General features: G+C 41.1%; 19 protein-coding genes. 13 read left to right on the top strand and 6 right to left on the bottom strand.

Annotated features, from left to right (window positions below):
• Nucleotides 1–501 precede the first annotated feature (501 nt).
• From ACM0OT_RS02625 to ACM0OT_RS02645, 5 genes are all read left to right on the top strand, one after another.
• Nucleotides 502–2,793 carry a family 2 encapsulin nanocompartment cargo protein terpene cyclase gene (locus tag ACM0OT_RS02625; protein ID WP_414562483.1) on the top strand — a complete coding sequence of 764 codons (2,292 nt, stop codon included), beginning with the start codon at nucleotides 502–504 and terminating at the stop codon, nucleotides 2,791–2,793.
• 79 nt (nucleotides 2,794–2,872) lie between these two features.
• On the top strand, nucleotides 2,873–4,282 hold the full coding sequence (locus tag ACM0OT_RS02630; RefSeq protein ID WP_414562485.1) for a family 2B encapsulin nanocompartment shell protein: 1,410 nt from the start codon (nucleotides 2,873–2,875) through the stop codon (nucleotides 4,280–4,282).
• Between the two features lie 223 nt (nucleotides 4,283–4,505).
• Nucleotides 4,506–5,912: a family 2B encapsulin nanocompartment shell protein gene (locus tag ACM0OT_RS02635; RefSeq protein WP_414562487.1), complete on the top strand. Its 1,407-nt coding sequence runs from the start codon at nucleotides 4,506–4,508 to the stop codon at nucleotides 5,910–5,912.
• 80 nt (nucleotides 5,913–5,992) lie between these two features.
• Entirely contained in the window at nucleotides 5,993–6,922 is a 930-nt protein-coding gene (gene crtE, locus ACM0OT_RS02640; protein WP_414562489.1) for a geranylgeranyl diphosphate synthase CrtE, read from the top strand.
• A 181-nt stretch (nucleotides 6,923–7,103) separates the two neighbouring features.
• The gene (locus tag ACM0OT_RS02645; protein WP_414562490.1) at nucleotides 7,104–7,598 is read left to right on the top strand and encodes a pentapeptide repeat-containing protein; all 495 of its coding nucleotides are present in this window, start codon (nucleotides 7,104–7,106) and stop codon (nucleotides 7,596–7,598) included.
• Nucleotides 7,599–7,680: 82 nt separating this feature from the next.
• On the opposite strand, the gene aroA is transcribed toward ACM0OT_RS02645, so the two are convergent.
• Nucleotides 7,681–9,036 (bottom strand): 3-phosphoshikimate 1-carboxyvinyltransferase, encoded by a 1,356-nt coding sequence (gene aroA, locus ACM0OT_RS02650; RefSeq protein WP_414562492.1) that lies wholly within the window; start codon nucleotides 9,034–9,036, stop codon nucleotides 7,681–7,683.
• 452 nt (nucleotides 9,037–9,488) lie between these two features.
• Here aroA and ACM0OT_RS02655 point away from each other — a divergent pair, with 452 nt between their 5' ends.
• The 3 genes from ACM0OT_RS02655 to ACM0OT_RS02665 all read left to right on the top strand — a co-directional run bounded on the left by ACM0OT_RS02655 (nucleotide 9,489) and on the right by ACM0OT_RS02665 (nucleotide 16,096).
• Nucleotides 9,489–10,001, top strand: coding sequence for a hypothetical protein (locus ACM0OT_RS02655; RefSeq protein WP_414562493.1), 513 nt, complete (start codon nucleotides 9,489–9,491; stop codon nucleotides 9,999–10,001).
• Nucleotides 10,002–10,514: 513 nt separating this feature from the next.
• The gene (locus tag ACM0OT_RS02660; RefSeq protein WP_414562495.1) at nucleotides 10,515–13,097 is read left to right on the top strand and encodes a GAF domain-containing protein; all 2,583 of its coding nucleotides are present in this window, start codon (nucleotides 10,515–10,517) and stop codon (nucleotides 13,095–13,097) included.
• Nucleotides 13,098–13,342: 245 nt separating this feature from the next.
• Complete coding sequence (locus ACM0OT_RS02665; RefSeq protein ID WP_414562497.1) at nucleotides 13,343–16,096, top strand: hypothetical protein; 2,754 nt, start codon at nucleotides 13,343–13,345, stop codon at nucleotides 16,094–16,096.
• 131 nt (nucleotides 16,097–16,227) lie between these two features.
• Here ACM0OT_RS02665 and ACM0OT_RS02670 read toward each other — a convergent pair whose 3' ends face one another.
• Nucleotides 16,228–16,695, bottom strand: coding sequence for a hypothetical protein (locus ACM0OT_RS02670; protein WP_414562498.1), 468 nt, complete (start codon nucleotides 16,693–16,695; stop codon nucleotides 16,228–16,230).
• Nucleotides 16,696–17,014: 319 nt separating this feature from the next.
• On the opposite strand from ACM0OT_RS02670, the gene ACM0OT_RS02675 reads away from it, so the two are divergent.
• A complete protein-coding gene (locus tag ACM0OT_RS02675) occupies nucleotides 17,015–17,266 on the top strand; it encodes a hypothetical protein (RefSeq protein ID WP_414562500.1) in 252 nt (83 codons plus the stop codon).
• A 6-nt stretch (nucleotides 17,267–17,272) separates the two neighbouring features.
• On the opposite strand, the gene ACM0OT_RS02680 is transcribed toward ACM0OT_RS02675, so the two are convergent.
• Nucleotides 17,273–17,872 carry an MBL fold metallo-hydrolase gene (locus tag ACM0OT_RS02680; protein WP_414562502.1) on the bottom strand — a complete coding sequence of 200 codons (600 nt, stop codon included), beginning with the start codon at nucleotides 17,870–17,872 and terminating at the stop codon, nucleotides 17,273–17,275.
• A 583-nt stretch (nucleotides 17,873–18,455) separates the two neighbouring features.
• On the opposite strand from ACM0OT_RS02680, the gene ACM0OT_RS02685 reads away from it, so the two are divergent.
• On the top strand, nucleotides 18,456–18,818 hold the full coding sequence (locus ACM0OT_RS02685; protein WP_414562504.1) for a four-helix bundle copper-binding protein: 363 nt from the start codon (nucleotides 18,456–18,458) through the stop codon (nucleotides 18,816–18,818).
• A 76-nt stretch (nucleotides 18,819–18,894) separates the two neighbouring features.
• Here ACM0OT_RS02685 and ACM0OT_RS02690 read toward each other — a convergent pair whose 3' ends face one another.
• From ACM0OT_RS02690 to ACM0OT_RS02700, 3 genes are all read right to left on the bottom strand, one after another.
• On the bottom strand, nucleotides 18,895–19,074 hold the full coding sequence (locus tag ACM0OT_RS02690; protein ID WP_414562505.1) for a hypothetical protein: 180 nt from the start codon (nucleotides 19,072–19,074) through the stop codon (nucleotides 18,895–18,897).
• A gap of 49 nt (nucleotides 19,075–19,123) precedes the next feature.
• Nucleotides 19,124–19,657, bottom strand: a complete 534-nt coding sequence (locus ACM0OT_RS02695; protein ID WP_414562507.1) for a peroxiredoxin family protein — start codon at nucleotides 19,655–19,657, stop codon at nucleotides 19,124–19,126.
• A gap of 185 nt (nucleotides 19,658–19,842) precedes the next feature.
• Nucleotides 19,843–20,454 carry a peroxiredoxin gene (locus ACM0OT_RS02700; protein ID WP_414546453.1) on the bottom strand — a complete coding sequence of 204 codons (612 nt, stop codon included), beginning with the start codon at nucleotides 20,452–20,454 and terminating at the stop codon, nucleotides 19,843–19,845.
• 138 nt (nucleotides 20,455–20,592) lie between these two features.
• Here ACM0OT_RS02700 and ACM0OT_RS02705 point away from each other — a divergent pair, with 138 nt between their 5' ends.
• The 3 genes from ACM0OT_RS02705 to ACM0OT_RS02715 are packed head-to-tail and all read left to right on the top strand — an operon-like array spanning nucleotide 20,593 to nucleotide 25,990.
• The gene (locus ACM0OT_RS02705; protein WP_414562508.1) at nucleotides 20,593–22,656 is read left to right on the top strand and encodes an amylo-alpha-1,6-glucosidase; all 2,064 of its coding nucleotides are present in this window, start codon (nucleotides 20,593–20,595) and stop codon (nucleotides 22,654–22,656) included.
• 53 nt (nucleotides 22,657–22,709) lie between these two features.
• The gene (locus tag ACM0OT_RS02710) at nucleotides 22,710–25,124 is read left to right on the top strand and encodes an exonuclease domain-containing protein (protein WP_414562510.1); all 2,415 of its coding nucleotides are present in this window, start codon (nucleotides 22,710–22,712) and stop codon (nucleotides 25,122–25,124) included.
• Nucleotides 25,125–25,147: 23 nt separating this feature from the next.
• A complete protein-coding gene (locus ACM0OT_RS02715; protein ID WP_414562512.1) occupies nucleotides 25,148–25,990 on the top strand; it encodes a DNA adenine methylase in 843 nt (280 codons plus the stop codon).
• The last annotated feature ends 121 nt before the right edge of the window (nucleotides 25,991–26,111 follow it).

Below are 26,111 nucleotides of genomic sequence, written 5' to 3' on the forward strand. Positions count from 1 at the left end.
ACAATTAATAATTATTTTTTAATAAATCTTTTAACTATCTGCTTAACTGTCTTAACTGTCTTCTGATCTTACCATTTTTGATTTAAATATTTGCTTAACTGTCTTAACTGTCTTAACTGTCTCATCCCTTGGCAATTAATTATTAAATTATTTAGTTAAGGACTTCAATCTACGGATTGCTTTTTTCTTCTAACTATGAAAAGTTAAAGAAACAGGATGATTCCCTAAAAATTTATCTGCCGACATCGGAAATAAGTAATGATTTAAACAAGTTTTTTAACTGCCCTATTTTTTGGGATGGGGAACTTCAAATAAAACATACATAGTTCGTTATTTGGATTAGAAATATCTTGTATTATCACCTTGACACGAACCACCACAAGCAAACCAGATGTGGGGATGTAGCTAGGGTGGTGAAAATGCTCGTGAACCCCAATAGTGTTCAAATCAGCCACGAAATAAAGACAGCAAAAAGACCCCCAAGGAGGTTACGCGCAGATCATGCAACCCTTTGAACTGCCAGATTTTTATATGCCTTGGCCCGCACGGCTGAACCCAAATCTGGAAGCGGCGCGAGTACATTCCAAAGCGTGGGCTTACCAAATGGGGATACTTGGTTCACCCGAAGAAGCCCAAAGCTCGGCTATCTGGGACGAGCGGACATTCGATGCCCACGACTACGCCTTACTTTGCTCCTATACCCATCCAGATGCGCCAGGTACGGAACTTGACCTAGTAACCGACTGGTATGTTTGGGTGTTCTTCTTTGATGATCACTTCCTAGAAATATACAAGCGCACCCAAGACATGGCTGGGGCGAAGGAATATCTCGCCAGACTACCGACATTCATGCCAGTATACCCCACCGACACCCTTCCAGTACCCACCAACCCCGTAGAGCGAGGCTTGGCCGACCTGTGGTTTCGCACTGCGTTCACCAAGTCTGCGGACTGGCGGCTCCGGTTCTCCGAGAGTACCAAGCATCTCCTCGAAGAATCTCTGTGGGAACTCTCGAATATCCGCCAGGATCGGGTTGCTAATCCCATCGAATACATTGAGATGCGCCGCAAGGTTGGTGGCGCTCCGTGGTCAGCAGATCTCGTCGAACACGCCGTGTTTGTGGAGATACCGGCTGAAATCGCCACAACTCGACCGATGCGTGTACTCAAAGACACATTTGCCGATGGGGTGCATCTTCGTAATGATCTGTTCTCCTATCAGAGAGAAGTAGAGGAGGAAGGGGAGAATGCTAACTGCGTCTTGGTCTTTGAGCGATTTCTCAATGTGAGTACACAGGAGGCAGCTAACCTCACCAATGAACTGCTAACTTCACGGCTACAGCAGTTCGATAACACCGCCATCACAGAGCTACCATCCCTGTTTGAAGAATACGGACTAGACCCGGTAGCTCGCGTCAACGTTCTGTTATATATCAAAGGACTTCAGGATTGGCAGTCGGGTGGTCATGAGTGGCATATGAGGTCAAGCCGCTACATGAATAAAGGAGGGGACAATTCTTCTACACCTACATTACTTCTAGGCGGGCCCACAGGACTGGGTACATCGGCGGCGCGGATTGGCTCGTTACATGCTGCCTTGGGTTTAGCAAGGCTCAAGAGTTTCACTCACGTTCCATACCAGGCTGTGGGCCCAGTGACACTACCGCAGTTTTACATGCCGTTCTCCACAAGTTTGAATCGCCATCTGGATGCCGCGCGGCAGCATTCCAAGGAATGGGCGCGCCAAATAGGGATGCTGGACGCACTACCTGGCATTCCTGATGCCGTCATCTGGGATGACCACAAATTCGATGTTGCTGACGTGGCCTTATGCGGTGCGTTGATCCATCCCAATGCGTCTGCTTCTGAGCTAAATATAACGGCGTGCTGGTTGGTTTGGGGAACTTATGCTGATGATTACTTCCCGGCGCTCTATGGGCACAGCCGCAACATGGCAGGTGCGAAAGTGTTCAACGCCCGACTGTCGGCTTTCATGCCTCTTGATACCAGTCCTATTCCCGAACCGACCAACCCAGTGGAATGCGGCTTGGCTGATCTGTGGTCTCGTACAGCCGGCCCTATGTCCGCAAACGCCCAGCGTCAGTTCCGTCGTGCTATCGAAGACATGACCGAAAGCTGGTTATGGGAACTTGCCAACCAGATCCAAAATCGGATTCCAGACCCGATAGATTATGTTGAGATGCGCCGTAAGACCTTTGGCTCGGATTTAACCATGAGCCTGTCTCGATTATCTCAGGGCGACGAGATTCCGCCGGAGATCTACCGCACCCGACCGATGCGCCAGCTGGATAATTCGGCCGCCGACTTCGCGTGTTTGACCAACGATATCTTCTCTTACCAGAAAGAAATAGAATTCGAGGGCGAACTCAATAACGGCGTGCTGGTCGTTCAGCAATTTCTCAACTGTGATTTGTCCCAAGCCGTTGAGGTTGTCAAGGGACTGATGACTTGTCGGGCGCGCCAGTTTGAACACATTGTGGCCACCGAACTGCCGTCCCTTTTTGATGATTTCAACCTGGATGCAAGTACTCGCGAGAAACTGCAAGGCTACGTTGAGAAACTACAGCAGTGGATGTGCGGTGTACTCAAGTGGCATGTGACGGTGGATCGCTATAAGGAATTTGAATTGCGTAATAGTTCACCAGAAAAGCGGTTGCTCACTGGCCCTACAGGGTTAGGTACTTCGGCGGCGCGGATCAGATCATTGGTCGGTGCAGGGGGTATAAGTTCAATTGTTGGTCAAGTGGGGTCGGGTTCTTTTGGTGGTGAATAGAGTTTGGTGGTGTGAGTCCAAGATTATTTGAGCGAGTGCAATCAGTTTTTTTAGTAAATAAAGAGTAGAAGGTTAGGTTATGACAGAATCTATTGAGTCAAATTTAGATGTTGAAAGTGGACAACCGCAACTGAGTTTGAGTACCGCAGCAGCGCGGAATTTGTCCACAACTACTAAATCGGCACCACAGATGCAGGGTATTACCTCGCGGTGGTTGTTGAAGATGTTGCCGTGGGTGCAGACCAAAGGTGGCACGTATCGAGTGAACCGTCGATTGACCTATGCTGTGGGTGATGGGCGGGTGACTTTCACCAACACTGGAGCGGAGGTGCGGGTAATTCCCCAGGAACTCTGTGAGTTGCCCTTACTACGAGGGTTTGATGATGTTGAAGTTTTGACTGCTTTGGCAGGTCGGTTTTTGCAGCAGGAATTTGCCCCTGGTGACACCATTGTTGAGGTAGATCAACCAGCCAATCAAGTGTTCCTGATCGCACATGGTAAAGTCAACAAAATTGGTGTTGGTGAGTATGACGAACAGACCGTGTTAGGTGTGCTAGCCGACGGTGATCATTTTGGCGATCGCATCTTGGTAGAGTCCCAGAGCAATTGGGATTTCACAGTCCAAGCTCTGACTCGCTGTACGGTGTTGGCGTTACCACAACAGGCGTTTCGAGAACTGCTCAACCAGTCCGAGACGCTACAGGCTCACGTTGATCGCTTCAGAAACCGTCCACAAGTCCCACAGAACAAGTACGGTGAAGCTTCCATTGAGGTAACTTCAGGGTATATTGGCGAGCTTGAGTTGCCAGGAACCTTTGTAGATTACGAACTTTCACCCCGCGAATATCAGTTGAGTGTGGCTCAAACAGTGTTGCGGGTGCATAGTCGGGTGGCGGATCTGTACAACGAACCCATGAACCAGACCGAACAACAACTGCGGCTGACTATCGAAGCATTGAAAGAACGTCAAGAAAACGAATTAATCAACAACCGCGAATTCGGGTTGCTACACAACGCTGACCTCAAACAACGCATCCACACTCGCAACGGTCCACCCACCCCCGATGACCTCGACGAATTATTAGGCACAGTATGGAAAGATCCGGGCTTCTTCCTGGCTCATCCCCGCACCATTGCTGCCTTCGGTCGGGAGTGCAATCGTCTTGGCATCTATCCACAAAGCATCGATCTGGGCGGACACCGAGTACCCGCTTGGCGAGGCATACCCATCTTTCCCTGTAACAAAATCCCCATTACCAATACCCGCACTAGTTCCATCCTCTTGCTGCGTACTGGTGTGGAACAACAAGGGGTGATCGGCCTGCACCAAACTGGTATTCCTGATGAATACCAACCCAGTTTGTCTGTCCGATTCATGGGCATCAGCGAAAAAGCTATTATCTCCTATCTCGTCACCGCTTACTACTCCGCAGCCGTCCTCGTTCCTGATGCACTCGGCATCCTCGAAGATGTAGAAATCGGGCGCTAAATATTCATGAGAGGTTAAAGCAAAATGATTTTTGTTAATGAGAAATGAGGCTGAAAATTAAGTGTCAAATCCACGAGTTTTTCACGCAAACGTTAAGTTCATGGGTTAGTTTACACCCAGCCAGATCATCTATTTGGCAACATTACTTATTGAGAAAATTCTAATAACCTTAACCTCTCACTTATGGGTCAGGCACTTTTATTAGTAACTAGAGGATAAACTAATGACAGAATCTATTGAGTCAAATTTAGATGTTGAAAGTGGACAACCGCAACTGAGTTTGAGTACCGCAGCGGCGCGTAATTTGTCCACAACGACTAAATCTGCACCGCAGATGCAGAATATTAGCTCGCGGTGGTTATTAAAAATGTTGCCGTGGGTGCAGACTAAAGGTGGCACATATCGAGTGAACCGTCGATTGACCTATGCTGTGGGTGATGGGCGAGTAACTTTCATCAACACCGGAGCCGATGTACAGGTAATTCCTCAAGAACTTACTGAGTTACCTTTACTACGAGGTTTTGATGATATTGAAGTTTTGACTGCTTTGTCCAGTCGCTTTGTGCAGCGGGAATTTGCACCAGGCGACATCATTGTTGAGGTAGGTCAACCAGCCAATCAAGTGTTTCTGATCGCACATGGTAAAGTCAACAAAATTGGTGTTGGCGAGTACGATCGGCAAAGTTTGTTAGGTGTGCTAGCCGACGGTGATCATTTTGGCGATCGCATCTTGGTAGAGTCCCAGAGCAATTGGGATTTCACAGTCCAAGCTCTGACTCGCTGTACGGTGTTGGCGTTACCACAACAGGCGTTTCGAGAACTGCTCAACCAGTCCGAGACGCTACAGGCTCACGTTGATCGCTTCAGAAACCGTCCACAAGTCCCACAGAACAAGTACGGTGAAGCTTCCATTGAGGTAACTTCAGGGTATATTGGCGAGCTTGAGTTGCCAGGAACCTTTGTAGATTACGAACTTTCACCCCGCGAATATCAGTTGAGTGTGGCTCAAACAGTGTTGCGGGTGCATAGTCGGGTGGCGGATCTGTACAACGAACCCATGAACCAGACCGAACAACAACTGCGGCTGACTATCGAAGCATTGCGGGAACGTCAAGAAAACGAATTAATCAACAACCGCGAATTCGGTTTGCTACACAACGCCGACCTCAAACAGCGCATCCACACTCGCAACGGGCCACCCACCCCCGACGACCTCGACGAATTGCTTACCCGGCGGCGGAAGTCGAAGTTCTTCCTAGCTCATCCCCGCACCATCGCCGCCTTCGGTCGGGAGTGCAACCGTCTCGGCATCTATCCAGAAAGCATCGACCTGGATGGACACATGGTGGCCGCCTGGCGCGGTGTACCCATCCTTCCCTGCAACAAAATCCCCATCACCAAGACTCAGACCAGTTCCATCCTTGTCCTCCGCACCGGTGAGAAAGACGAGGGCGTAATTGGACTTCATCAAACTGGTATCCCCGATGAATACCAACCTAGCTTGTCTGTCCGATTCATGGGCATCAGCGAAAAGGCTATTATCTCCTACCTCGTCACCGCCTACTACTCCGCAGCCGTCCTTGTCCCTGACGCACTCGGCATCCTCGAAGATGTGGAAATCGGGCGCTGAGGAAAAGGGTGGAGCATTTGGGAACTATGATCATTCTGGATTTTATTTCACGTTTTAAAAAGTATTGAGGAGAATTATTGATGCTAAATACTCAAGGAATTAAAAAGTCATCTTTGGGGGAAATTGCCATTGATTTAAAAGCCTATTTATCTCAACGGCGTGACTTGGTGGAAGCAGCACTAGAACGATCAATTAATGTTGTCTATCCAGAAATACTCTATGAGTCCATGCGGTATTCCCTATTGGCTGGAGGAAAACGCCTGCGCCCAATTCTTTGTCTAGCTAGTTGTGAACTTGCAGGAGGCACACTAGACATGGCAATGCCTACTGCCTGTGCGCTGGAAATGATTCATACCTTTTCTCTCATCCATGATGACTTACCTGCAATGGATAATGATGACTATCGTCGTGGAAAATTAACCAATCATAAGGTTTATGGTGACCCAATCGCTATTTTCGCAGGGGATGCACTTTTAGCCTATGCCATTGAGTTTATTGTGGTTCAAACTCAAGGAGTTCCGGCTTCCCGATTAGTGCAGATGATTTCCCAGTTGGCTCATGCCATCGGCGCAGCGGGTTTAGTCGGTGGCCAAGTTGTTGATCTGCAATGTGAAGGATTACAAAATATTGATATAGAAACCCTTAACTTTATTCATGCCCACAAGACAGGTGCTTTGTTGAAGGCTTCCGTGGTTTCTGGTGCAATGTTGGCGGGAGCTGACAACGAAGTTTTGCAAAAGCTTTCTCGCTATGCTTCGTATGTTGGTCTAGCTTTTCAAATTGTTGATGATGTTTTGGATGTAATTGGAACACAAGAAGAACTTGGCAAAACTCCAGGCAAAGATGAAAAGGCACAGAAAGTCACGTATCCCAGTTTATGGGGTCTTGAGGAATCAAAATTGAAAGCACAGCAATTGGTTGAGCAAGCAAAAGCAGAACTGGTTTGCTTTGAAGAAAAGGCAATTCCTTTAATGGCGATCGCCGATTTTATTACAGCTAGAACAAATTAGTAAGTACGGCGGTGCAATTTAAAGATAACTCGCAAGGACTGTACTATATACTTCTCCCCCTTGCTCCCTGCTCCCCTGCCTCTTTTGACATCCCCAATTTCTCAATCTTCTGAACTAATGGACTTTCCGGTAAGGTTTAATAGTTAATAGTGGAAGTGTTGAGATTTGTTAACAAGAGATTATGAAGTATAAGCAACTACTGGCTAGCTTGGTTTTAGCTATGGTGATTTTTTTGTTCCCCCTAACAGCGCAAGCCGCTAGTTCTTCTAGTATTACCCGTTCTGTAGGTGAGGAAGTTGAGGCTCAAGATTACTCTGGTCAAAATTTGAACGGGACTGAGTTTACTAATGTAATTTTAAAGAATACTAATTTTAGTAACGCTGATTTTCGTGGTGGCGTGTTTAATGGCTCTCTCTTGGAAGGCGTAAATCTACATGGGGTAGATTTTAGTGAGGGTATAGCTTATCTGACCCAGTTTAAGGGGGCTGATTTAAGTGATGCAGTCTTTACCAATGCCATGATGCTACGTTCTGTCTTTGATAATGTTGACATCACTGGTGCTGATTTTACCAATGCAATTTTAGATGGGCCACAGATCAAAAAACTCTGTACTCAAGCTAGTGGTGTGAATTCTCAAACTGGTGCAGATACTCGTGAATCTTTAGAATGTAAATAAAAATACGGGAGTGGGGAGTGGGAGGAAAAAAGCAGGGGGGAAGTTCTTGCACTAAGATCAAAATCTTTCGCCCCCTTGACTTTTACTGTTCACTTACTACTTTTTGCAGGGTAGCTGTAAAGTCTGGGTAGGAAATTGCGGCTGCTTCTGCACGGTGAATAGTGGTGATTCCGGTGGAGACAAGAGATGCGATCGCTAGGCTCATGGCAATGCGATGATCTGTGTGGCTATCGACATCAGTACCAACTAAGGGTGTACCACCAGTGATTTCCATCCCGTCGGGTAATTCACTGACTTGCGCTCCCATTTTATTGAGTTGCTGGGCCATGACGGTGATGCGATCGCTTTCTTTGACTCGCAACTCGGCTGCATCTCGAATTATGGTTGTACCTTCGGCAAATACTGCCGCAACAGCCAAAATAGGAATTTCATCAATCATTCTGGGGACGATATCACCGGCAATGGTGCAGCTTTTTAACCGACTGGAACGTACCCGTAAATCTGCTACTGGTTCCCCGGCGACTTCTCGTTGATTTTCCAGTTGAATATCAGCCCCCATGAGTTCTAAGGCTTCTAATATACCGATGCGGGTGGGATTGACACCGACGTTTTCTATCACTAGTTCCGAATTAGGGACAATGGCCCCAGCCACTAACCAAAAAGCCGCCGAACTGATATCCCCTGGGACGATGACTTTTTGCCCGTGTAGTTGCGCTGGGCCCACCACAGTCACACTGTTAGTTTCTGGATCAATGCTGAGTTCTGCACCAAAGGCCCGCAGCATCCTTTCACTGTGGTCACGGGAAAGGGCTGGTTCGGTGACGGTGGTTTTTCCTTCGGTGAGTAACCCAGCCAGCAATACGCAGGATTTGACTTGGGCTGAAGCAATGGGGGAATGGTAATGAGTCGGTTTGAGGACTTGTCCTTGGATTGCTAAAGGTGCTAAAGAATTGCCTTTGCGTCCCCAAATTTGGGCGCCCATTTGTTGCAAAGGTTTCACTACCCGCGACATGGGACGAGATCGCAGGGAACTATCACCTGTCACAGTGAAAAATCGTCCTGGATGGGATGCCAACAAACCCAACATCAGCCTCAGTGTGGTACCAGAGTTACCAGCATTCAACACATCCACTGGTTCTTGTAAGTTGCCTAAACCAATGCCCTGCACCCGGACTAATTCTGTGTTCAATGGCGAAATTTCCGCCCCCATAGCTTGAAAACAGCTAGCGGTACTGCGGGGATCTTCACCTAACAGCAACCCTTGGATCTCAGTTTCACCCTGGGCGATCGCTCCTAACATCAAAGCTCGATGGGATATAGATTTATCCCCTGGTACACGAATACAACCTTGTAAAGATAAGCCAGCAGAGGGTCGCTGGATAATTAACTTATGAGAAAGGTCTTTTTGCGTTTCTACGGTTATAACAGAAGCCGACATTAGGTTACACTGGCTCTTGAATACACCGGAAGTTCATCAGTGACTACATTGGCCACCATTAGACACTTCCTGCCTAGTATCGTATCGCTTTTTGTTATCGGAAATTTACCAAAATCCACCAAAACTAATTTTCAGGTTCAGTCAATGTTTTCTTGCCCAGTGGCTTGTGTTTTACAATATGTCTTGAGGCTGTCTCTTGAGACTATTAATAAAAGTATAATTATTCACAAGCTCTATTGGTCAATTACTACATACATAAAAAGTATTGTAGTTGTGTAAAATTTTTTCTTTAGTTTATTTCTTTTCTTTTTACGTTTATTTATTTATCTTACCAAATCAACATCTTCAGTTAATATTAAGCATGTTTTACTATTTACTTACTTTCCCTGACCTGCTAGAGATATTGGTGTTAATTTCATCTTGTTCAATAGCTTTTAGCCCCTATCGCTCCCATGCTAACCTATCACCGCAAGCCCGTATGTCTATCACTTATCTCAACTGACCTGCCATTCTGGTCTGTTGTGGAAACTGCCGGGACACTGTATCAAAAAGATACTGATAGATTCCATTTACTGTTAACTGCACCACCCCTCATTAGTTGTGAAGTAGCGATTTCCCCCACTCCAGAAGATACAATTCTTCCAAAACAGAGTCATGTCTATGCCCCTAGTAGTCCTAGAGTTTTGTGGCTGGAAATTTCTCCCTACCGAGTAATTATGACTATGCAAGGTAACGGTCAAGTAAGTTATCGTCATTTCTGGGAACAAGGCGTTTATGGCGTGAGCCGTTATTGGTTACCAACCGAGTCATTACAACCGCATAATCCCATTCGTTTACGGAATTTTACAAAAACCCTATTACTCAACGGTCACCATCTACCAGAACATTTGCGGGTGGAATACGAATTGTGGGGAGAAAAAGTCCAACTAGGAAGTTACATCCTTAATCTAGAAATTAAGCACTAAACATTAAGTATTTTACTGATTCGTGGCAGACCCCACCCGTCAAGCATAGATAGGGTGGGGCTTAAGGACTAAATATTATGTCCGGTAGAAAACTATTATTTTGGGGTTTAAATAGTTGCGATTGTCCACCTTGAAGTGGAGCCTGAGCCTTGTAGTAATCAGAAATATTTGTAGCCAGTCGTGCAACAAACCAGTTGAATTCTTTGGGAACGACGAGCTTTGACAGAGCCTGCTTGCTGAATTGCACCTCCGTAGAGTAGCAGTTTTTCGGTGAGTGTACTTTTGTGGACATAACTCGCTGATCAAGTAGCATCCCGTAGAGAAGGAGCTTTGGCTCAAAAAAGACTTAATGAATATTTTATTTTAATCTTACAAGTGTTAATTGAGTTAGATTTTGGGGAACTCTATATTCAGTACCTCTACGAGTATTGTCAGTTAAATGGGTAATTCCTGTTTGATTTGACAATGTTGATTATTTCTAAAAATCTAACTTTATATCCAAAAAAAATATTTATGTCAGTGGATAAACGTAGTTTTAGTGATACTGCTGGTTTAATGATTGGTGTTAACAACCAAGACAATCACTACTTGCAACCCACGTCAGATTCTGTGGGTACTCTTGATAAAAAAAAGGCAACTTTTTCTACGTTTCTTGCTCCCCTAACTCAAGATACTTTTAAACAAGTTGTTACGGAAGTAGAGCAAAAACTACAGATTGTGAATCAAACCCTGTCAATGTTAGATTCTCAAGGGTTTGAAACAATTCTCCAAGAAATGTTGCATTCTATCACTTTCAAAACAGGAGAATTACTCGGTGCAGATAGGACAACTATATTTTTATTAGATGAAGAAAAACAACAACTTTGGTCTATTTTAGCAGCAGGAGAAGGAGAACATTTAGAAATTCGCATCCCAGCCGATAAAGGTATTGCTGGTGAGGTGGCAACTTTTAAAAGAGTAGTGAATATTCCTTTTGATTTCTATCAAGACCCGCGTTCGATATTTGCTCAAGAACAAGAAAAACGCACAGGTTACCGCACCTATACAATGCTAGCTTTGCCACTATTAAATGAACAAGGAAAATTAGTGGCAGTAGTACAATTATTGAATAAATTAAAGTCGCTCAATCATATAGAAGTTCCTCTTGGTGAACGCATCGATACTAGAGGCTTTACTACGGCTGATGAACAATTATTTCAAGAATTTGCGCCTTCAATTCGACTGATTTTAGAGTCATCGCGTTCGTTTTATATGGCGACTCAAAAACAAAGGGCTGTAGCGGCGTTGATGAAGGCAATTAAGTCTTTAAGTCAAAGCAGCCTTGATTTAGAAGATACCTTGAAGCGGGTAATGGATGAAGCCAAGGAACTAATGAACGCTGACCGCAGTACCCTTTGGCTGATAGACCGCGATCGCCATGAATTATGGACTAAAATTACTCAAGATGATGGGTCCAAAAGGGAGTTACGAGTACCTATAGGTAAGGGCTTTGCAGGTATAGTCGGTGCATCTGGGCAAAAGCTAAATATTCCCTTTGACTTGTATGACCATCCTGACTCGGATACAGCCAAACAAATTGACCAGCAAAATGGCTATCGTACTTGTAGTTTACTATGTATGCCAGTCTTCAACGCTGATCAACAATTGATTGGGGTGACTCAACTGGTAAATAAAAAGAAATCCGGGGATTTTCCCGCCTATAATCCAGCTACTTGGCCTAAAGCCCCTGAATGCTTCCAAGCAAGTTTCGACCGCAACGATGAAGAATTTATGGAAGCTTTTAATATTCAAGCCGGGGTGGCTTTACAAAATGCTCAGTTGTTTGCCACAGTCAAGCAACAAGAACAAATGCAACGGGATATTTTGCGGAGTCTTTCTAACGGTGTGATTTCCACAGATAAAGCTGGGTCAATTATTGCGGCTAATGAAAGTGCTAAACGTTTGTTAGGGCTAGAAGCAGAAGAGCGTTTAGAAGGTAAATTAATTACTGAGGCGATCGCAATTAAAGAGGGTGACTTTAGTAAGTGGTGTCACGATGCCTTACAAGCCAATAATATCAAGCATTGTCAGCAATATTATCCTGATCGTACCCTGGTAAATACTGGTACAGAACAACACAGTATTAATTTATCGATTAATACCATTGCGGATGCTAGCGACCAACAACAAGTCCGGGGGGCGCTGGTGGTGATGGAAGATATCAGCGATGAAAAGCGCCTCAAAAGTACCATGTATCGCTACATGACCCAGGAATTAGCCGAAGAATTATTGAAATTAGATGATGCTAAACTAGGAGGCGATCGCAAGGAAGTTTCGATTTTATTTTCTGATATTCGCGGCTACACCACTTTGACAGAAAATCTGGAAGCAGAAGAAGTGGTGAGTATGCTCAATGACTATTTTGAATCGATGGTAGAAGCCGTTTTTAAACATAAAGGCACTTTAGATAAATATATCGGTGATGCCATCATGGCTGTGTTTGGTTCCCCCCTACCTTTAGAAGACCATGCTTGGATGGCAGTACAAACATCAGTAGAAATGCGCCATCGTTTGCACGAATTTAATCAACGTCGCTACGCCGCTAGTAAGCCGAGAATTAATATTGGTATTGGCATCAATTCTGATACTGTCATCAGTGGTAATATTGGCTCCAGTAAACGCATGGAATTTACTGCCATTGGTGACGGTGTTAACCTCGGTTCACGCTTAGAAAGTGTGAGTAAACAATACGGTTGCGATATTATTCTCAGTGATAATACTTTTAAACCTTGCCAAGAATATATTTGGGCTAGAGAACTAGATTATATTCGTGTTAAAGGCAGAAACGAACCAGTAGCAATTTACGAATTAGTCGGTTTGCGTTCTGATCCTGTTAGTAGTGAAAAATTACAAGTAATTGAACATTATCACAAAGGGCGTGAGTATTATCTTGGTCGTAATTTCACTTATGCTAGGGCTGAGTTTGCCAAAGTTTTAGCTGTTGATAATCAAGATAAAGCGGCCATGTTGCATCTTTTACGTTGTCAACATTGGTTACAATCACCTCCAACAGATTTCGATTGGGATGAAGGTGTTTGGACATTCCAAGAAAAATAGCAATAAATTTATTTTCTGGGCGCATTTGGCGGTATGCGTTACACGCTATGTGGACGGTTATTGTTAAATAACTGCATTAGTCATTAATTCAAGGTGCATTACTATAACTCTTTAACTCCTTAATTCATTCTATCTCTGGTTGAATAATAAATTCCACGTCCTAGATTAGGATATGGAGCAAAAGGTGAATGCCTATATTCAAGTTACCACTTAAAAAAAAGTGAATATTTATATTAAATAAATTAATGATTAGTCAGAGTTATATCAACTTAACATTGACTACATTCTTGTCCTTTATTATTCTCTTTCCGGTAAAATCCGCAGCCAAAATACAACCAAATATAGATTACAAGCAATTTAGCATATCTTCTCAAGATACGCCAAGCAAAATTTTGACAGAAGATATATTTATTACACAAACATTAACTCCAGACACAATTCAAATTTTTCCCAATTTTAATAAAATAGATATTCCAGGAATACTCAATACTCCAGAAATTTTAGAATCTGAGCCTAGAGATACCAATGAAGAAACTACCAATCAACTCTTACCCAGACAAGCTCAAGAAGTAATTATCTTAAATGCTATTACTAATAGTGTTAATAGATACCCTTGGATTGTTCATCCCTCAGACAATATTAAATTCTCATCTTTATTTAATCCTAACCATCATCAAAACTATACTGATGTTTCCTTTATATTTGCCACTGGAGAACCGATAGTTAATAAATTTAACTTTGCCCATTTTCCCAATCAAGAACAATTTTACTGGGTATTATCTGATAATCGAGTTGTCATTGAAACTCAGGGCTGGCAAAGTGGAATATCTTACCAAGCTCAATCAACTGAAATTCAAAGGCAACAAAGTGTCCAATTAACTCAAAGGCTCTGGGGAAAGCAAGCAGTTTGGGCAATTCCTCAAACTTTTGAAGAACTAACAGGTGAAATTGACATCAAAAAATTATATATTCAATCTATTGCCGCAGAGGCTTTTAACCCTGGAGAAATTGCTGCACCTCCAATTATGATCAATAGTGAATTGGAACTGAATTTAGAGAAAAATTCTGCCAGTTTACCCATCAATAATATTATCAATTTATCCAGTGCATCAACTTATACTTCTAGGGGTGGAGGAGCTTTATTTGAAAACTTAGATATAGAAAATACTCCTTTAATTTTACAAGCATTTCCTACTAATAATTTACAACCATTATTAGAAGATGGTTTGTTTGTAGGCTCACAAGTATCTCAAACAACTTTAGAAAAGTTAGGTATTTCTTGGGGAAACCCTTTAAATGGAGAAAATTCAAATTTTCAAGCAGAAACTACCTCTGTACCAGGAATCAAAATCGGTCAGTTAGGCAAATTCGACAATCGGGATTTATTGAATATCTTAGTTAATCCTTTCCTCAGTGAAAAGGAACGCAAGGAATATTACCTAAATTCCTTATATTGGGTTTCTTTGGGTCAAAGAGAGCCTCGACTTATTCGTCGCACAGAAAGAACAGAAAGTTATAACTGGCATAAGTTTGAATTTAGCCGCCCTCATAATCAGACTTTATTACAATATGATGCCGCAGAAACTAAAGTAATTTATACTAATGTTTTTACTAATCTTGGTATTTCCTTATCTTTATCTAGTAATTCAAGTCAAATAGATAAATTACAAAGTGCTAATTCTACTTTAGGCATGTTAATGGGAGGTATTTTTAAATTAATTGAGCCTCAGCCATTATCACAAAGTTTAACAGAAGCAAAAGCCAGATTAGAGCGGCAAGAAAACTTTGCACTACTTAACTCAAAAGCAACTCCAGATCAAAGAAGACAAATCAATGAACGACTTAACAAAACATTGTTATTGGGTAATCGTAGCAGTGGTTTAGAACAAGTTTCTGGAACATTTACTTTTCCCAGTTTGATTACACCTAATAATTCAGATATTTTCCAAATTCGTACTGGTAATCATAAACGGGGTGTTCAATTTATTCATGGCAATAGTAGTTGGAATGCAGGTAATACATACATTACTAAAGTTCGACTTTCTGACAATAGTTTTGGCCCTTTATCATTTACAGGTGTACCTATTCCTATAGATCAAACATCTGTTAGTCCTAGTAATCGCTCATCGGCTGTCCAGGTAAATTTGATTAGTCCTAATGGCCAGCAATTTGTCCAAAACTTTAACTCAGTAGATATGATTGCTGTACCAGTAAATGTACGTTCATTTGATATTGCCTTTGACCGCCTTGAACTTTCTCAAATTGGTCAAATTAATACTCATCTTCAATCTTTTAGAGGTTATTTATATTTACCTACTACAGAAGCACTATGGGCAGGTTCTTCTGGTAAATGGAATTACAGTGTTAATTCTGGCATTTGGTTTAACTTAAATTCTGACTCGGCATTTCATATTGCCAACAATAACTTAGGTGTATCAGAACCAAATATAGGTATTTATGCTAATGGCTTATTAAAGTTTCTGAATACTCATGTAGAAGTTGATGCAAGAGGACAAACCCAAGCAATTACTAATCATATTCCCGCTTTACGTTTTTCTTGGAATAGTGCTGCCAATTCTTCAAATCCTGATTATTTAAATTTAAGTTATTCTTTTTCTCGACAAGATAGAAATTTAAATTATTCACTGACCTCAGGAGTTTTATTGATTAATAATAAACGCAATTTAAGAGAATTAGGTTTCTTTCAAGGGGAATTGAGTCTGATAAGTGGATTAGAATTTAGCACTTTCATGGAAATAAAAGATAATTTTTTCTATTCATTAGAAAGTATACAACAGCTTAATTCTTATTGGTCTATTGGAGCTTATTTGCAAAACTTTAGAACTAGTGAGCAAGGAATTAAGAATCGAGTATCTGATTTATCTTATGGATTAATAATAAAAAAGAATCTTGCAGGTAATGGTGGTTTTTGGGAATCTCGTCTAGGAATTAGCGATAATGGTTTAGAAGTACGTTTTGAAGGAGGGCTGCAATTTTAGCTGTTCCTGGCTCTCATATAGAAAATATTAAAAAGGACACTATTTAGTGCCCTGATTCAATAATTTTATGAACTTCTGAGGATGTTTATTTTTAACTGGATTAGGTGTGAATAAATCTTGGTAGTATATAATTAATCTAAACCACCTGGACCAAGAGAAGCTCGGAGAATTGCTGTGTATTCGTCTAGTGTGAGTGTACCGGATCTGAGTAAATTAATAACATTACGTGCAAGAGTATCTTCTCCAGGGAGTAAGATTGCTAGTGGTACCGTTGGGCCAGCAATGAGCGTTATGCTTGGAATAGTGGTTCTAGTAATCGAATCATGAAGTATTGTGCCTGTAACTGTATAGACACCACCACCACCAATACCTGCCAAATATGTGCCTTCAGGAGAAACTTTCTCGGCAGCAATCGAGGTGATATAACCACTAGGAGTAATAAATGTAATTGAACCTGTTAAACCGCCTTGTTCTGCTTCTAGGGTACCTATGGTGTCCACTATTTGTGCTGATACTGGGGTAGATACAAAGCTAATAAAACCTGCCAAGAATAGACCAGCTTTCCCAAAAACTGAAACAGAGCTAGAAAATAAGTTCATACTAGGAAATCCTGTGTTATGAGAACTTGAGCTTTGTCGTCAGGGAGTTGTTTAATGCAACTGGAAAGCGTCTGCTTGATAATTTACTTTAATGATAGCGGTGAATCCACAATAGATATGGACGAATTTTTAGCCATATTCAATTATTTATGGGAACATCATTCCGATTAATGAAAAAAACCGCATTTTCATAAATAAAATTGGATTCTTATGGCATTTTGCTAGTGAATGAAGCCACTGGAAAAAACAAGATAACGGTTATAAATAAAACAAAGTTAAACCTTGTTTACTTTGAAAACTGTAGTTTGTAGTCAAGATTATGAGATTGCTTCCTGGCGTCGCCATGACAAAAACTCCACTTTTCATGATGGATGAGGTTTATAACCAATTTGCTGGACGAGAATGCCAAGGATTAGCGGTTTTATTGGGACGTTTTAACTTATTTACCACAATCACTGCCTTAGGCACTCCTTATGACATCTTGTTGCAAGAATTAAGAATTAAAAGTTGGTTTCCCGCAGACAAGATGACAGAAATGAATTTAAGAACACAGAAGTGGGGCGTAAAGTAACCTAAATCATAGAGTTGCTGCAAGTTCCTTCAAGCGATCGCGTCCATCTCGAAATACAGGCCAACCATCACCCACTAATACCGCTTCAACGTGAGGTAGTGCGGCTAACCGCTCCACAGAAGCCACTGCCGCCTTACGATTCAGCAACTTCTCATCTGGTAAAATTGTTAAACTACCAGCCTTGCGGGCGCGTACCAAGTCCCCTGTAATTAAAGTTGTGTCCTCCAGTAACAACGCCAACTCACCCGGAGTTTTAGAACCGTGGAGTTCCAGCACCTTTAATCCTGGTACCACTTCATCACCATCCGCCAGCCAGCGATCGCAATGTATAGGAAAACAATCCTTCTCCCCCACAGGGCCAGCTATCTTGGCATAAGTTTGATCAGCAATTTCCTTAGCAGATCTGACATGTTCAGAGTTTGTCAACACAATCCAAACCACACCACCAAGGGATTGCAAGTGATTCCAATCATGGTTGGATAGGGCTACTGGGTCAATCAAGATATTGCCCCCTGGACGAACCCAGGCAATCCCATTGAAATCAATATTTCTTGCAGGATTGAAAGTAGACCAGCCATATAAATCGGGACGGTGTAGAGATTTCATAACGATTCTGGTTCAGTACCTTCAATAATTCTGGATTCATAACTCAGCATAAATAATGTATCAACAATCCAGTCTATGTTCAAAGAACACCAGGCGACTGGAAGTCACGGCTACACAGGCAAGACGCATAGCATCTTCCCGAAGGGAAGGCACATACGCGGGTTAAAAACCTTGATTTTCCGTTAGTCCACGCAGGCGGACTTAGTTTTTATAGCCGAGTAGCGTGCCGGAGGCATTTTTATAATCGCCAGGGCGAGGTGCTTATGTACAGCTTTTGTAAAAAAATCAGACATTATTATCTGGCAAAATATCGGTTGCTATAGTGATCCCCAATGGAATATTGGATAACTAAAATAAATCCCCAGTAATAGCAGGGAGTTTATAAGTATTGCCAAACATAGGTTACTGTAAAAACAACACTAATTTTATGTAGTATTGGCTAAAAAAATCCGGTAATTATATCGAGTTAGTAGCCTGATAAAATCAAATAAAAAACTATTGACTATACAAAAAATATGATTAGTGTTAAAAGTATCCCTGCCAAAAATATATCTAAGCATCAACAAATCAGGAGGTATTTCCGATGATGATGATGATGACGGAAACCATGACTACCGAAATGCAAAACTGCATTAATGCCTGCATGGAATGTCACAAAATGTGCATGGAAACTATGACTTACTGCATGAGTCAAGGTGGTAAGCAAATGAACACAAGTATGATGGGCATGATGCGCGACTGCTCAGAAATGTGCATGATGTGCATGAACATGATGATGGGTGGTTCTGAGTTCATGGGACGCACTTGTATGCTGTGTGCTGAAATGTGCGATCGCTGTGCAATGGCTTGCGAACAAATGAGCGCAGACCAAAAGATGATGCAATGTGCTGCGGCTTGTCGTAAATGTGCAGAAGCTTGCAGATCTATGCAAATGATGCCTGCTTAATTCCACTACTTGGCAGAAGTTTCTCTGCAACTATTATGCAAGCGCTCAAGCTTTCAAGTCTGGGCGCTTAAAAGTGCTACTGTTTTGCAGTTAAGGCTTGCATCCGAGACTTAAAGGCGGCAATTATTTCTGGTGTGGGTTGAGTTGCTTGCCATGAAGGACGTGTCATTAAGCGTTCAGTCCAAGCACTTAGTTTTTGGTAGTCCATCAAGGGAAAACCTAAATTTGGTAACCAGGGAATTGCACTTGCGTCCACAAAGTTTTATCAGAAATTGGGGTTGGGCACTATAAATTCTCTAGCCCCTTCAAAATTCTGTTAATAATCTCTCCACACTAGCATTGTGATCTAAGAAGGAAAACAAATGCCTGTAGGTCAATTTGCCATCTTTATCCAAAACAAACTGGGCTGGTAAAGGCGCACCTAAAGCTTGTCCTACTTTGTATGTGCGAAATACCCGACAACTAGGGTCACTCAGCAACGGCATTTTTAAACCCAAATCTTTAACAACTATTTGACTTTGTTTTTCATCCGTACTAGTAATCATTAAAACTTCGATACCACGATTTTTAAATTGTTCGTAGTTTTCATTCAAAGCTTTGATATGAGGAAAACAAAAGGGACAATATTGCTTTTCAGTAAATATGCGTGTAAAGGCGAGCAATACTGGTTGTTTGCCTCTGTAATTCGATAATTTCACCACTGTGCCATTGGTGATATCTGGCAGTTGAAAATCTGGTGTACCTACTCCCATTCTTAGCTGATTTATAGCTGGGATTGGGAAAAAGTTGCGAAAGAACCGCTCATTTAATAAGCCACTAAAATCAGTAGAAGTCAACATATTTTTATGCCAATTTTTTATAAAAAACTTTAAATTAAAAAACCACAGATATGCATACAAACTAACACTAAATAATAAATATCTGTGTTCATCTGTCTGGAAAAGATTGGCGCCGGGAAAATTGGACGCGTAAACTTTTCGCTGTGTGCATCTGTGGTTTTGGCAATCTTGCCTGCTAGGGAAATCTAGACAGCAGAGAAGTAGACTTTAGACTTCACTGGATCAGGATTCATGGTTTTGTCCCCAGGTTGCCAACCAGCTGGGCAAACTTCATCGGGATGGGACTGAACATACTGAATTGCTTGTAATGTCCGCAGGGTTTCATCAACGCTACGACCAAAGGCTAGGTTGTTGATGGTAGCGTGCTGAATTACACCATCTTTATCAATGATGAACAGACCACGTAAGGCAATACCCGCTGCTGGATCAAGGACGTTGTAAGCGGCGCTAATTTCTTTCCTGATGTCGGAAACTAGAGGATAGTTGAGGTCGCCAACACCGCCAGATTTGCGATCAGTTTGAACCCACGCGAGATGAGAAAACTCGCTATCAACGGAAACACCTAGAACTTCGGTGTTAACTTTTTTAAATTCTTCGTAGCGATCGCTAAATGCTGTGATCTCTGTGGGACAAACAAAGGTAAAGTCTAGAGGGTAGAAAAACAGGATGACATACTTACCGCGATAGTCGGAAAGTTTAATCGTCTTAAATTCTTGATCTACCACAGCTGTCGCTGTAAAGTCAGGAGCCTGCTGGCCTACACGTAGGCATCCTTCTGTTGCGTAAGTGAGGGACATTAACCGAATTCTCCTTCAACTTATATCCGTATAATAGCGTTAAAATTTGGGTCAGCTAACACTTACCCATTAACGCTGTGCAAATTTAATTACGTTCTGTTACGACTATATCATAGTCATAACGATTTTGAGTAGCAAATGCCTGATTTAGATACAAGAGAATGGTTACTCACCAATGGCTTGGGAAGTTTTGCCAGTGGTACAGTTTCTGATGTCCGCACACGCACTTATCATGGTTGGCTATTTGCGGCGACTAATCCGCCTTCCAGCCGGACTCTGCTATTTTCTCACCTAGAAGCTAGCGTGGAAGTATCAGGAAGAGTGATAGCCTTAGGAACGAACTTTTGGGGGAGTGGTAAAATTTCGCCGGCAGGCTATAAACAGCTACGCTCTTTTGATATTAACCCAGTTCCTAAATGGATTTGGGGTGAAGATAATTGGCAGTTAAGCAGGCAATTAATCATGCCCCACAGTTGGGGAAGTGGGGAGGTTGGACAATGGGGAGTGACGCCATCTTTTTCCCATCGGGTGTTGATTCACTATCGCTATGAGGGAAGTGACACCGCCATTTTACGGCTGCGGTTATTAATAGGCGATCGCGATTTTCATCACCAACAACATCAGCATCCAGGTTTACAGTTTTCGCAATTACTTGGTCACAATCAAGTCTGTCTCCAAGCCATCTTTTCGGGAGACTTTGGTACACCTTGGCACCTGCGTTGGACGCAAGGAGAATATCAAGCAGACGCAGTGTGGTATTGGGATTATGAGTTACCAGAAGAAAAGAAAAGAGGATTAGGCGATCGCGAAGAACTCTACAGCCCTGGTTACTTGACAGTGACTCTCCAGCCAGGAGATGTGGTGACTTTAGAAGCACAGATGGGTTTTCCCGATCCACTGCAAAGTGTACTCACTTCCGAAACCTTTACAGAATCAGTAGAAGCAGAACAAGAAAGGCTTTCCCAGATTTTCGGCTGGAATCAAGTTAGTAGGGAGTTGGAAGATCAAAAACTTTCTTCCCCCGTGTCCTCTACTTCTTCCCCCTCATGCCCAATTTGGCAACAACTACTAAAAGCCAGCGATCAATTTATCGTTTATCGAGCTTCCATCGCTGGCCCCACAGTGATTGCTGGTTATCACTGGTTCAATGACTGGGGACGTGATACCTTAATTGCTTTACCTGGTTTAGCCCTAGTCACAAAGCGCTTTGAGTTGGCAAAAGGACTACTGCAAACTTTTGGGCGTTACTGTCGCCACGGTTTAATCCCTAATGTTTTTCCTGATGTCGATGATGAACCGTCTTATAACAGTATTGATGCTGCTTTGTGGTGGATTGAAACTTTAGGACTTTACTTAGAAGCCACACAAGACTGGCAGTTTTTGGCAGAACAATTCCCTGTAGTACAGCAAATTCACAAAGCCTTTATCGGTGGGACACGTTACAACATCCAAGTTGACGCTATCGATGGGCTACTAAGTTGGGATGTGCCAGGTGTAGCTCTTACTTGGATGGATGTGGTGATTGAGGGGCAGCCTGTAACCCCCCGAAATGGGAAACCAGTGGAAATTAATGCCCTGTGGTATTCGGCTTTATGTTGGATGAGCCAGTGGGCAGAACGTTTGAGTCAACTTGAATTGGGCGAACCTGCGCGTCTTGCAAAACAGGCACAGCGTTATGCACAACAAGCGCAACAAGTTACATTTTCCCTACAAAAATTTTGGAATCCCCAGATCGGCTATTTGTATGACTCGATTGATCCGGATGATGGCCGCAATTCCCAGATTCGTCCCAATGCGATTTTGGCATTATCGCTGCATCATTGTGGGTTTTCGCAACAGCAAGGGCGCGCAATAGTTGATTTGGCACTGGCTCGTTTACTTACCCCCTATGGACTTCGCAGTCTTGATCCAGCTGATCCAGATTATATAGGTCAATACATAGGCGACTCAACACAGCGCGATCGCTCCTACCACCAGGGTACAGTTTGGGGTTGGCTGATTGGCCCTTTTATTCGAGCTTGGCAGCGTTCTTACCCAGAAGAGCCATTACCTTTTGATTGGCAACCTTTATTGGATCACTTTTTATTTGATGCTTGTCTGAACTCGATTTCGGAAATTTTTGATGGTGACTGGCCTCATCAACCTCAAGGTGCGATCGCTCAAGCTTGGTCTGTAGCTGAGGTAATTCGCCATTTTAAATGAATAGTTTATAATCTTGATAAATATTACTTTCGTTTAAGTGAATTTACTTAAATATGAATTTTGTTGTTGTAGACACGGAAGGCAAACCGGAATTAAGCGAATTAGCAATTATAGACAGTCACGGTGTAGTGATTTATGAGGGTTTATCTAATGAACATCCTCGTATATCCCCAAAATTTTCTAACCTCAAAAGTTTGAAAACTCTGCTAACAGAATTTCTTACTACTGTTCAAGGTAAAACAATAATTTGCCATTATGCCGAGCATGATATTGATGTTCTTAAATATAGTTTCCGCAAAGTAGGTCTAACTTGTCCCAATTTACAATTTGAGTGTACTTACAACTTAGCTAAAAGTTATTGGCAAGGATTGGAAAGTTATTCTTTAGACTACTTGAGTAAGTATTTAAATTTACGAGCTAATAATCAATATTTCAACTCTGTTATGGCACATACAGCTAGATATGATGCCGAATTTACATACCAACTTTATAAAAAAATCATGCTAGAAAATTTAAAATATCAAGCCAACCCGTTTAGTAGCAGCAGAGTTGATACTCCTTTTCAAAATCATCCAGATTATTTTGATACTTACCATCGAGAATTTCTCATTTTGACAAGAGGCTTAGAAGATGTCAAACAAGATATCAATTATCAAAGTAAAGGTATAGTTGTTATTGGTGAACCAGGTTCCGGTAAAACCCACTTGATGATGCGACTGGCTCAAAATCGATTACCCAGTAACAGATTATTATTTATTCGTCAGCCTAATAATGCTCAAGCGATACTTTATCATATTTATAGCCGAATTTTAGAATCTTTAGTTGAGAAAGTTGGTCATCTTTCTCAGTTAGAATATTTAATTATTAATTCTTTTCGGACGATTATTAATCTAGGTAATATAAATGTTTCACAAAAATATAAAGAATTTGTCAATAATTTAAATGATTTATCAGCAAATAATATTAATAATTTATTAGGCGAAAATACCCAAATTAAGCGAGATTCATGGCAGTATATTGAAAAAACTATTAATGATTGGTGGATGAGCAATTATGCTGCGGGTCGTTATGCTTTATCTATCATCAAAGGAATGGTTAAGTATTGTAGCTATACAGATTATGGATACAAAAATATTACTACTCGTTGGTTAGCAGGGAATGTTTTAACCGACGAAGAAGCAGAAAAAGTTGGTTTACCTAATTGGGGAGAAGAAGTTAGCCAAGAAGCTTTTTCTTTGGAAGTTATTTCAGTTTTAGGTAAGCTTTCTATATTAGATGAGCCGTTAATTATTATTTTTGATCAATTAGAAGCATTAGGGCAATCTCATAATAAAGAAATCTTGTTAAACTTTGGGGAAGCTGTCAAAGAAATTTTCACCCATGTTCCCAATAGCTTAATTATTCTCAATTTATTTCCTGATAGATGGGAACAATTTAAAACAACTTTTGATTATGCTGTTATCGGAAGAATCTCACAGTATCAAGTTTATTTACGTCAGCCTACCGAAAGCGAAATCAAAGCAATTCTACAAATTAAGCTTCAATCTACAAGCATAACTTTAGAGCAGTTATTTTCTCCAGAAGAATTAGATGATATTTTAGGACACAAACCCATTAGAGCAGTGTTAAATCGTGCTGCTGATTACTATAACTATAAAGTTCATGACATTCCCTTACCAATTGAGAAAAAAGTCATACATGAACCAGATAAAGATGAAAAAGCAGAACAGCAGTTGAGAATTTTACAACATCAACAACAGGTATCAATCGAAGTTCTAATGCATGTTATCCAGGCAATTCAACAACCTGGTTCTATTGATATTAGCAATCTATATGATAAGTTATCACCTTTTTTACCTGATAGAGATAAAATTGAACGTACTTTAGTAAATCCTGTAATTAAATATCTAAATCAACATAAAAATGAACTAGAGCAAAAATATAGCAATTCGGCTATTATTACTGATTCCGATGATATCGGTAAATTAAAAACTATTGCTGATGCTTTCAACAAGATTAAGCCCGTAAAATTAACACAATATCGTTTAGGTAAAAAACAATTGCCAGAACATATTGTTATAGAAAACGGTGTGCGAAATTATGTAATTGGTTTTCTGCAAATAAATGGTAATTCTTTTACAAGTCGCATTGGCAATTTTAATGAATTAGTTAATATTTATCCCCAAAGTAAATTTGAACTTTTTCGAGATGAACGACTACCAGAAATTACAGGTAAGGTAGGTAAAGAACATATTAGGCAATTACAAAATAGTCATAACGGAAATTTTATTTTATTAAATAAACAAGATAGAGTTTTTTTAGACTTGTTTTATGATCTAATCGTAAGTATTTATAATAAAGATTTAGATAATGTAGATTTGGAATCAGCATTAAATGTTTTAATTACTCTTCCAGAATGGTATCACTGGATTCTATCTATATTTGGTTTCAATTCGCCAACTAAATAATATTTTAATCCAGATTTAAAATAATGATCAAAAGTCCACTACGTTACCCAGGTGGTAAGTCAAAAGCTATTAAACAAATAGCCGATTACTTACCAGATAGCTTTTCGGAGTTTAGAGAGCCTTTTGTGGGCGGAGGTTCTGTATTTATTTATTTAAAACAAGAATTTCCTCACCTAAAAATTTGGATTAATGATTTAAATCGGGAACTATTTTTGTTTTGGAAATACTCTCAATCTCATTTAGCAAAATTAGTACAAGAAATCCGTCATGTTAAAGATAAATATACAGATGGTAAATTATTATTTACAGAATTAACAAGTATAGATACCAATAATTTATCTGATTTTGATAGAGCAGTACGCTTTTTTATTCTCAATAGAATTACTTTTTCTGGAACTGTCGAATCTGGGGGATTTTCTGAGCAAGCTTTTCACAAACGCTTTACTTACTCATCAATAGACCGCCTAGAGAAATTAGAAAATATTTTAACAAGTGATGTCAAAATTACTAATTTAGATTACGGTGAACTATTACACGCAGATGGTAAAAATGTATTTATATTTTTAGATCCGCCTTATTTTGCTGCAACTAAATCTAGGTTGTATGGAAAAGATGGTGATTTACATACATCTTTTGAGCATCAAAGGTTTGCTGAATTAGTCACACGATGTGATCACCGTTGGCTAATAACTTATGATAACTCACCTAAAATTAGAGAAAATTTTCCAGCATCTAATATTTTTGAGTGGGAATTACAGTATGGAATGAATAATTATAAACAAAGTAATGCTGCTAAAGGTAAAGAATTATTTATCACCAATTATCTTGACACTCTCAGGTTTCAAGATACTGGAATTATTGGATAAAAGACATAACTTATTCAGTTAAATACCTGATTTATAGTAATTACAAATTACAGATTGAAGAGGTTAGGATCGGGGATGAAATAAGATCCAAAATTCGTAGCTACTGTCTTAAAAGTCAAGC

Source organism: Anabaena sp. CCY 9613, from assembly GCF_963920895.1.
Taxonomy (GTDB): domain Bacteria; phylum Cyanobacteriota; class Cyanobacteriia; order Cyanobacteriales; family Nostocaceae; genus Cyanocohniella.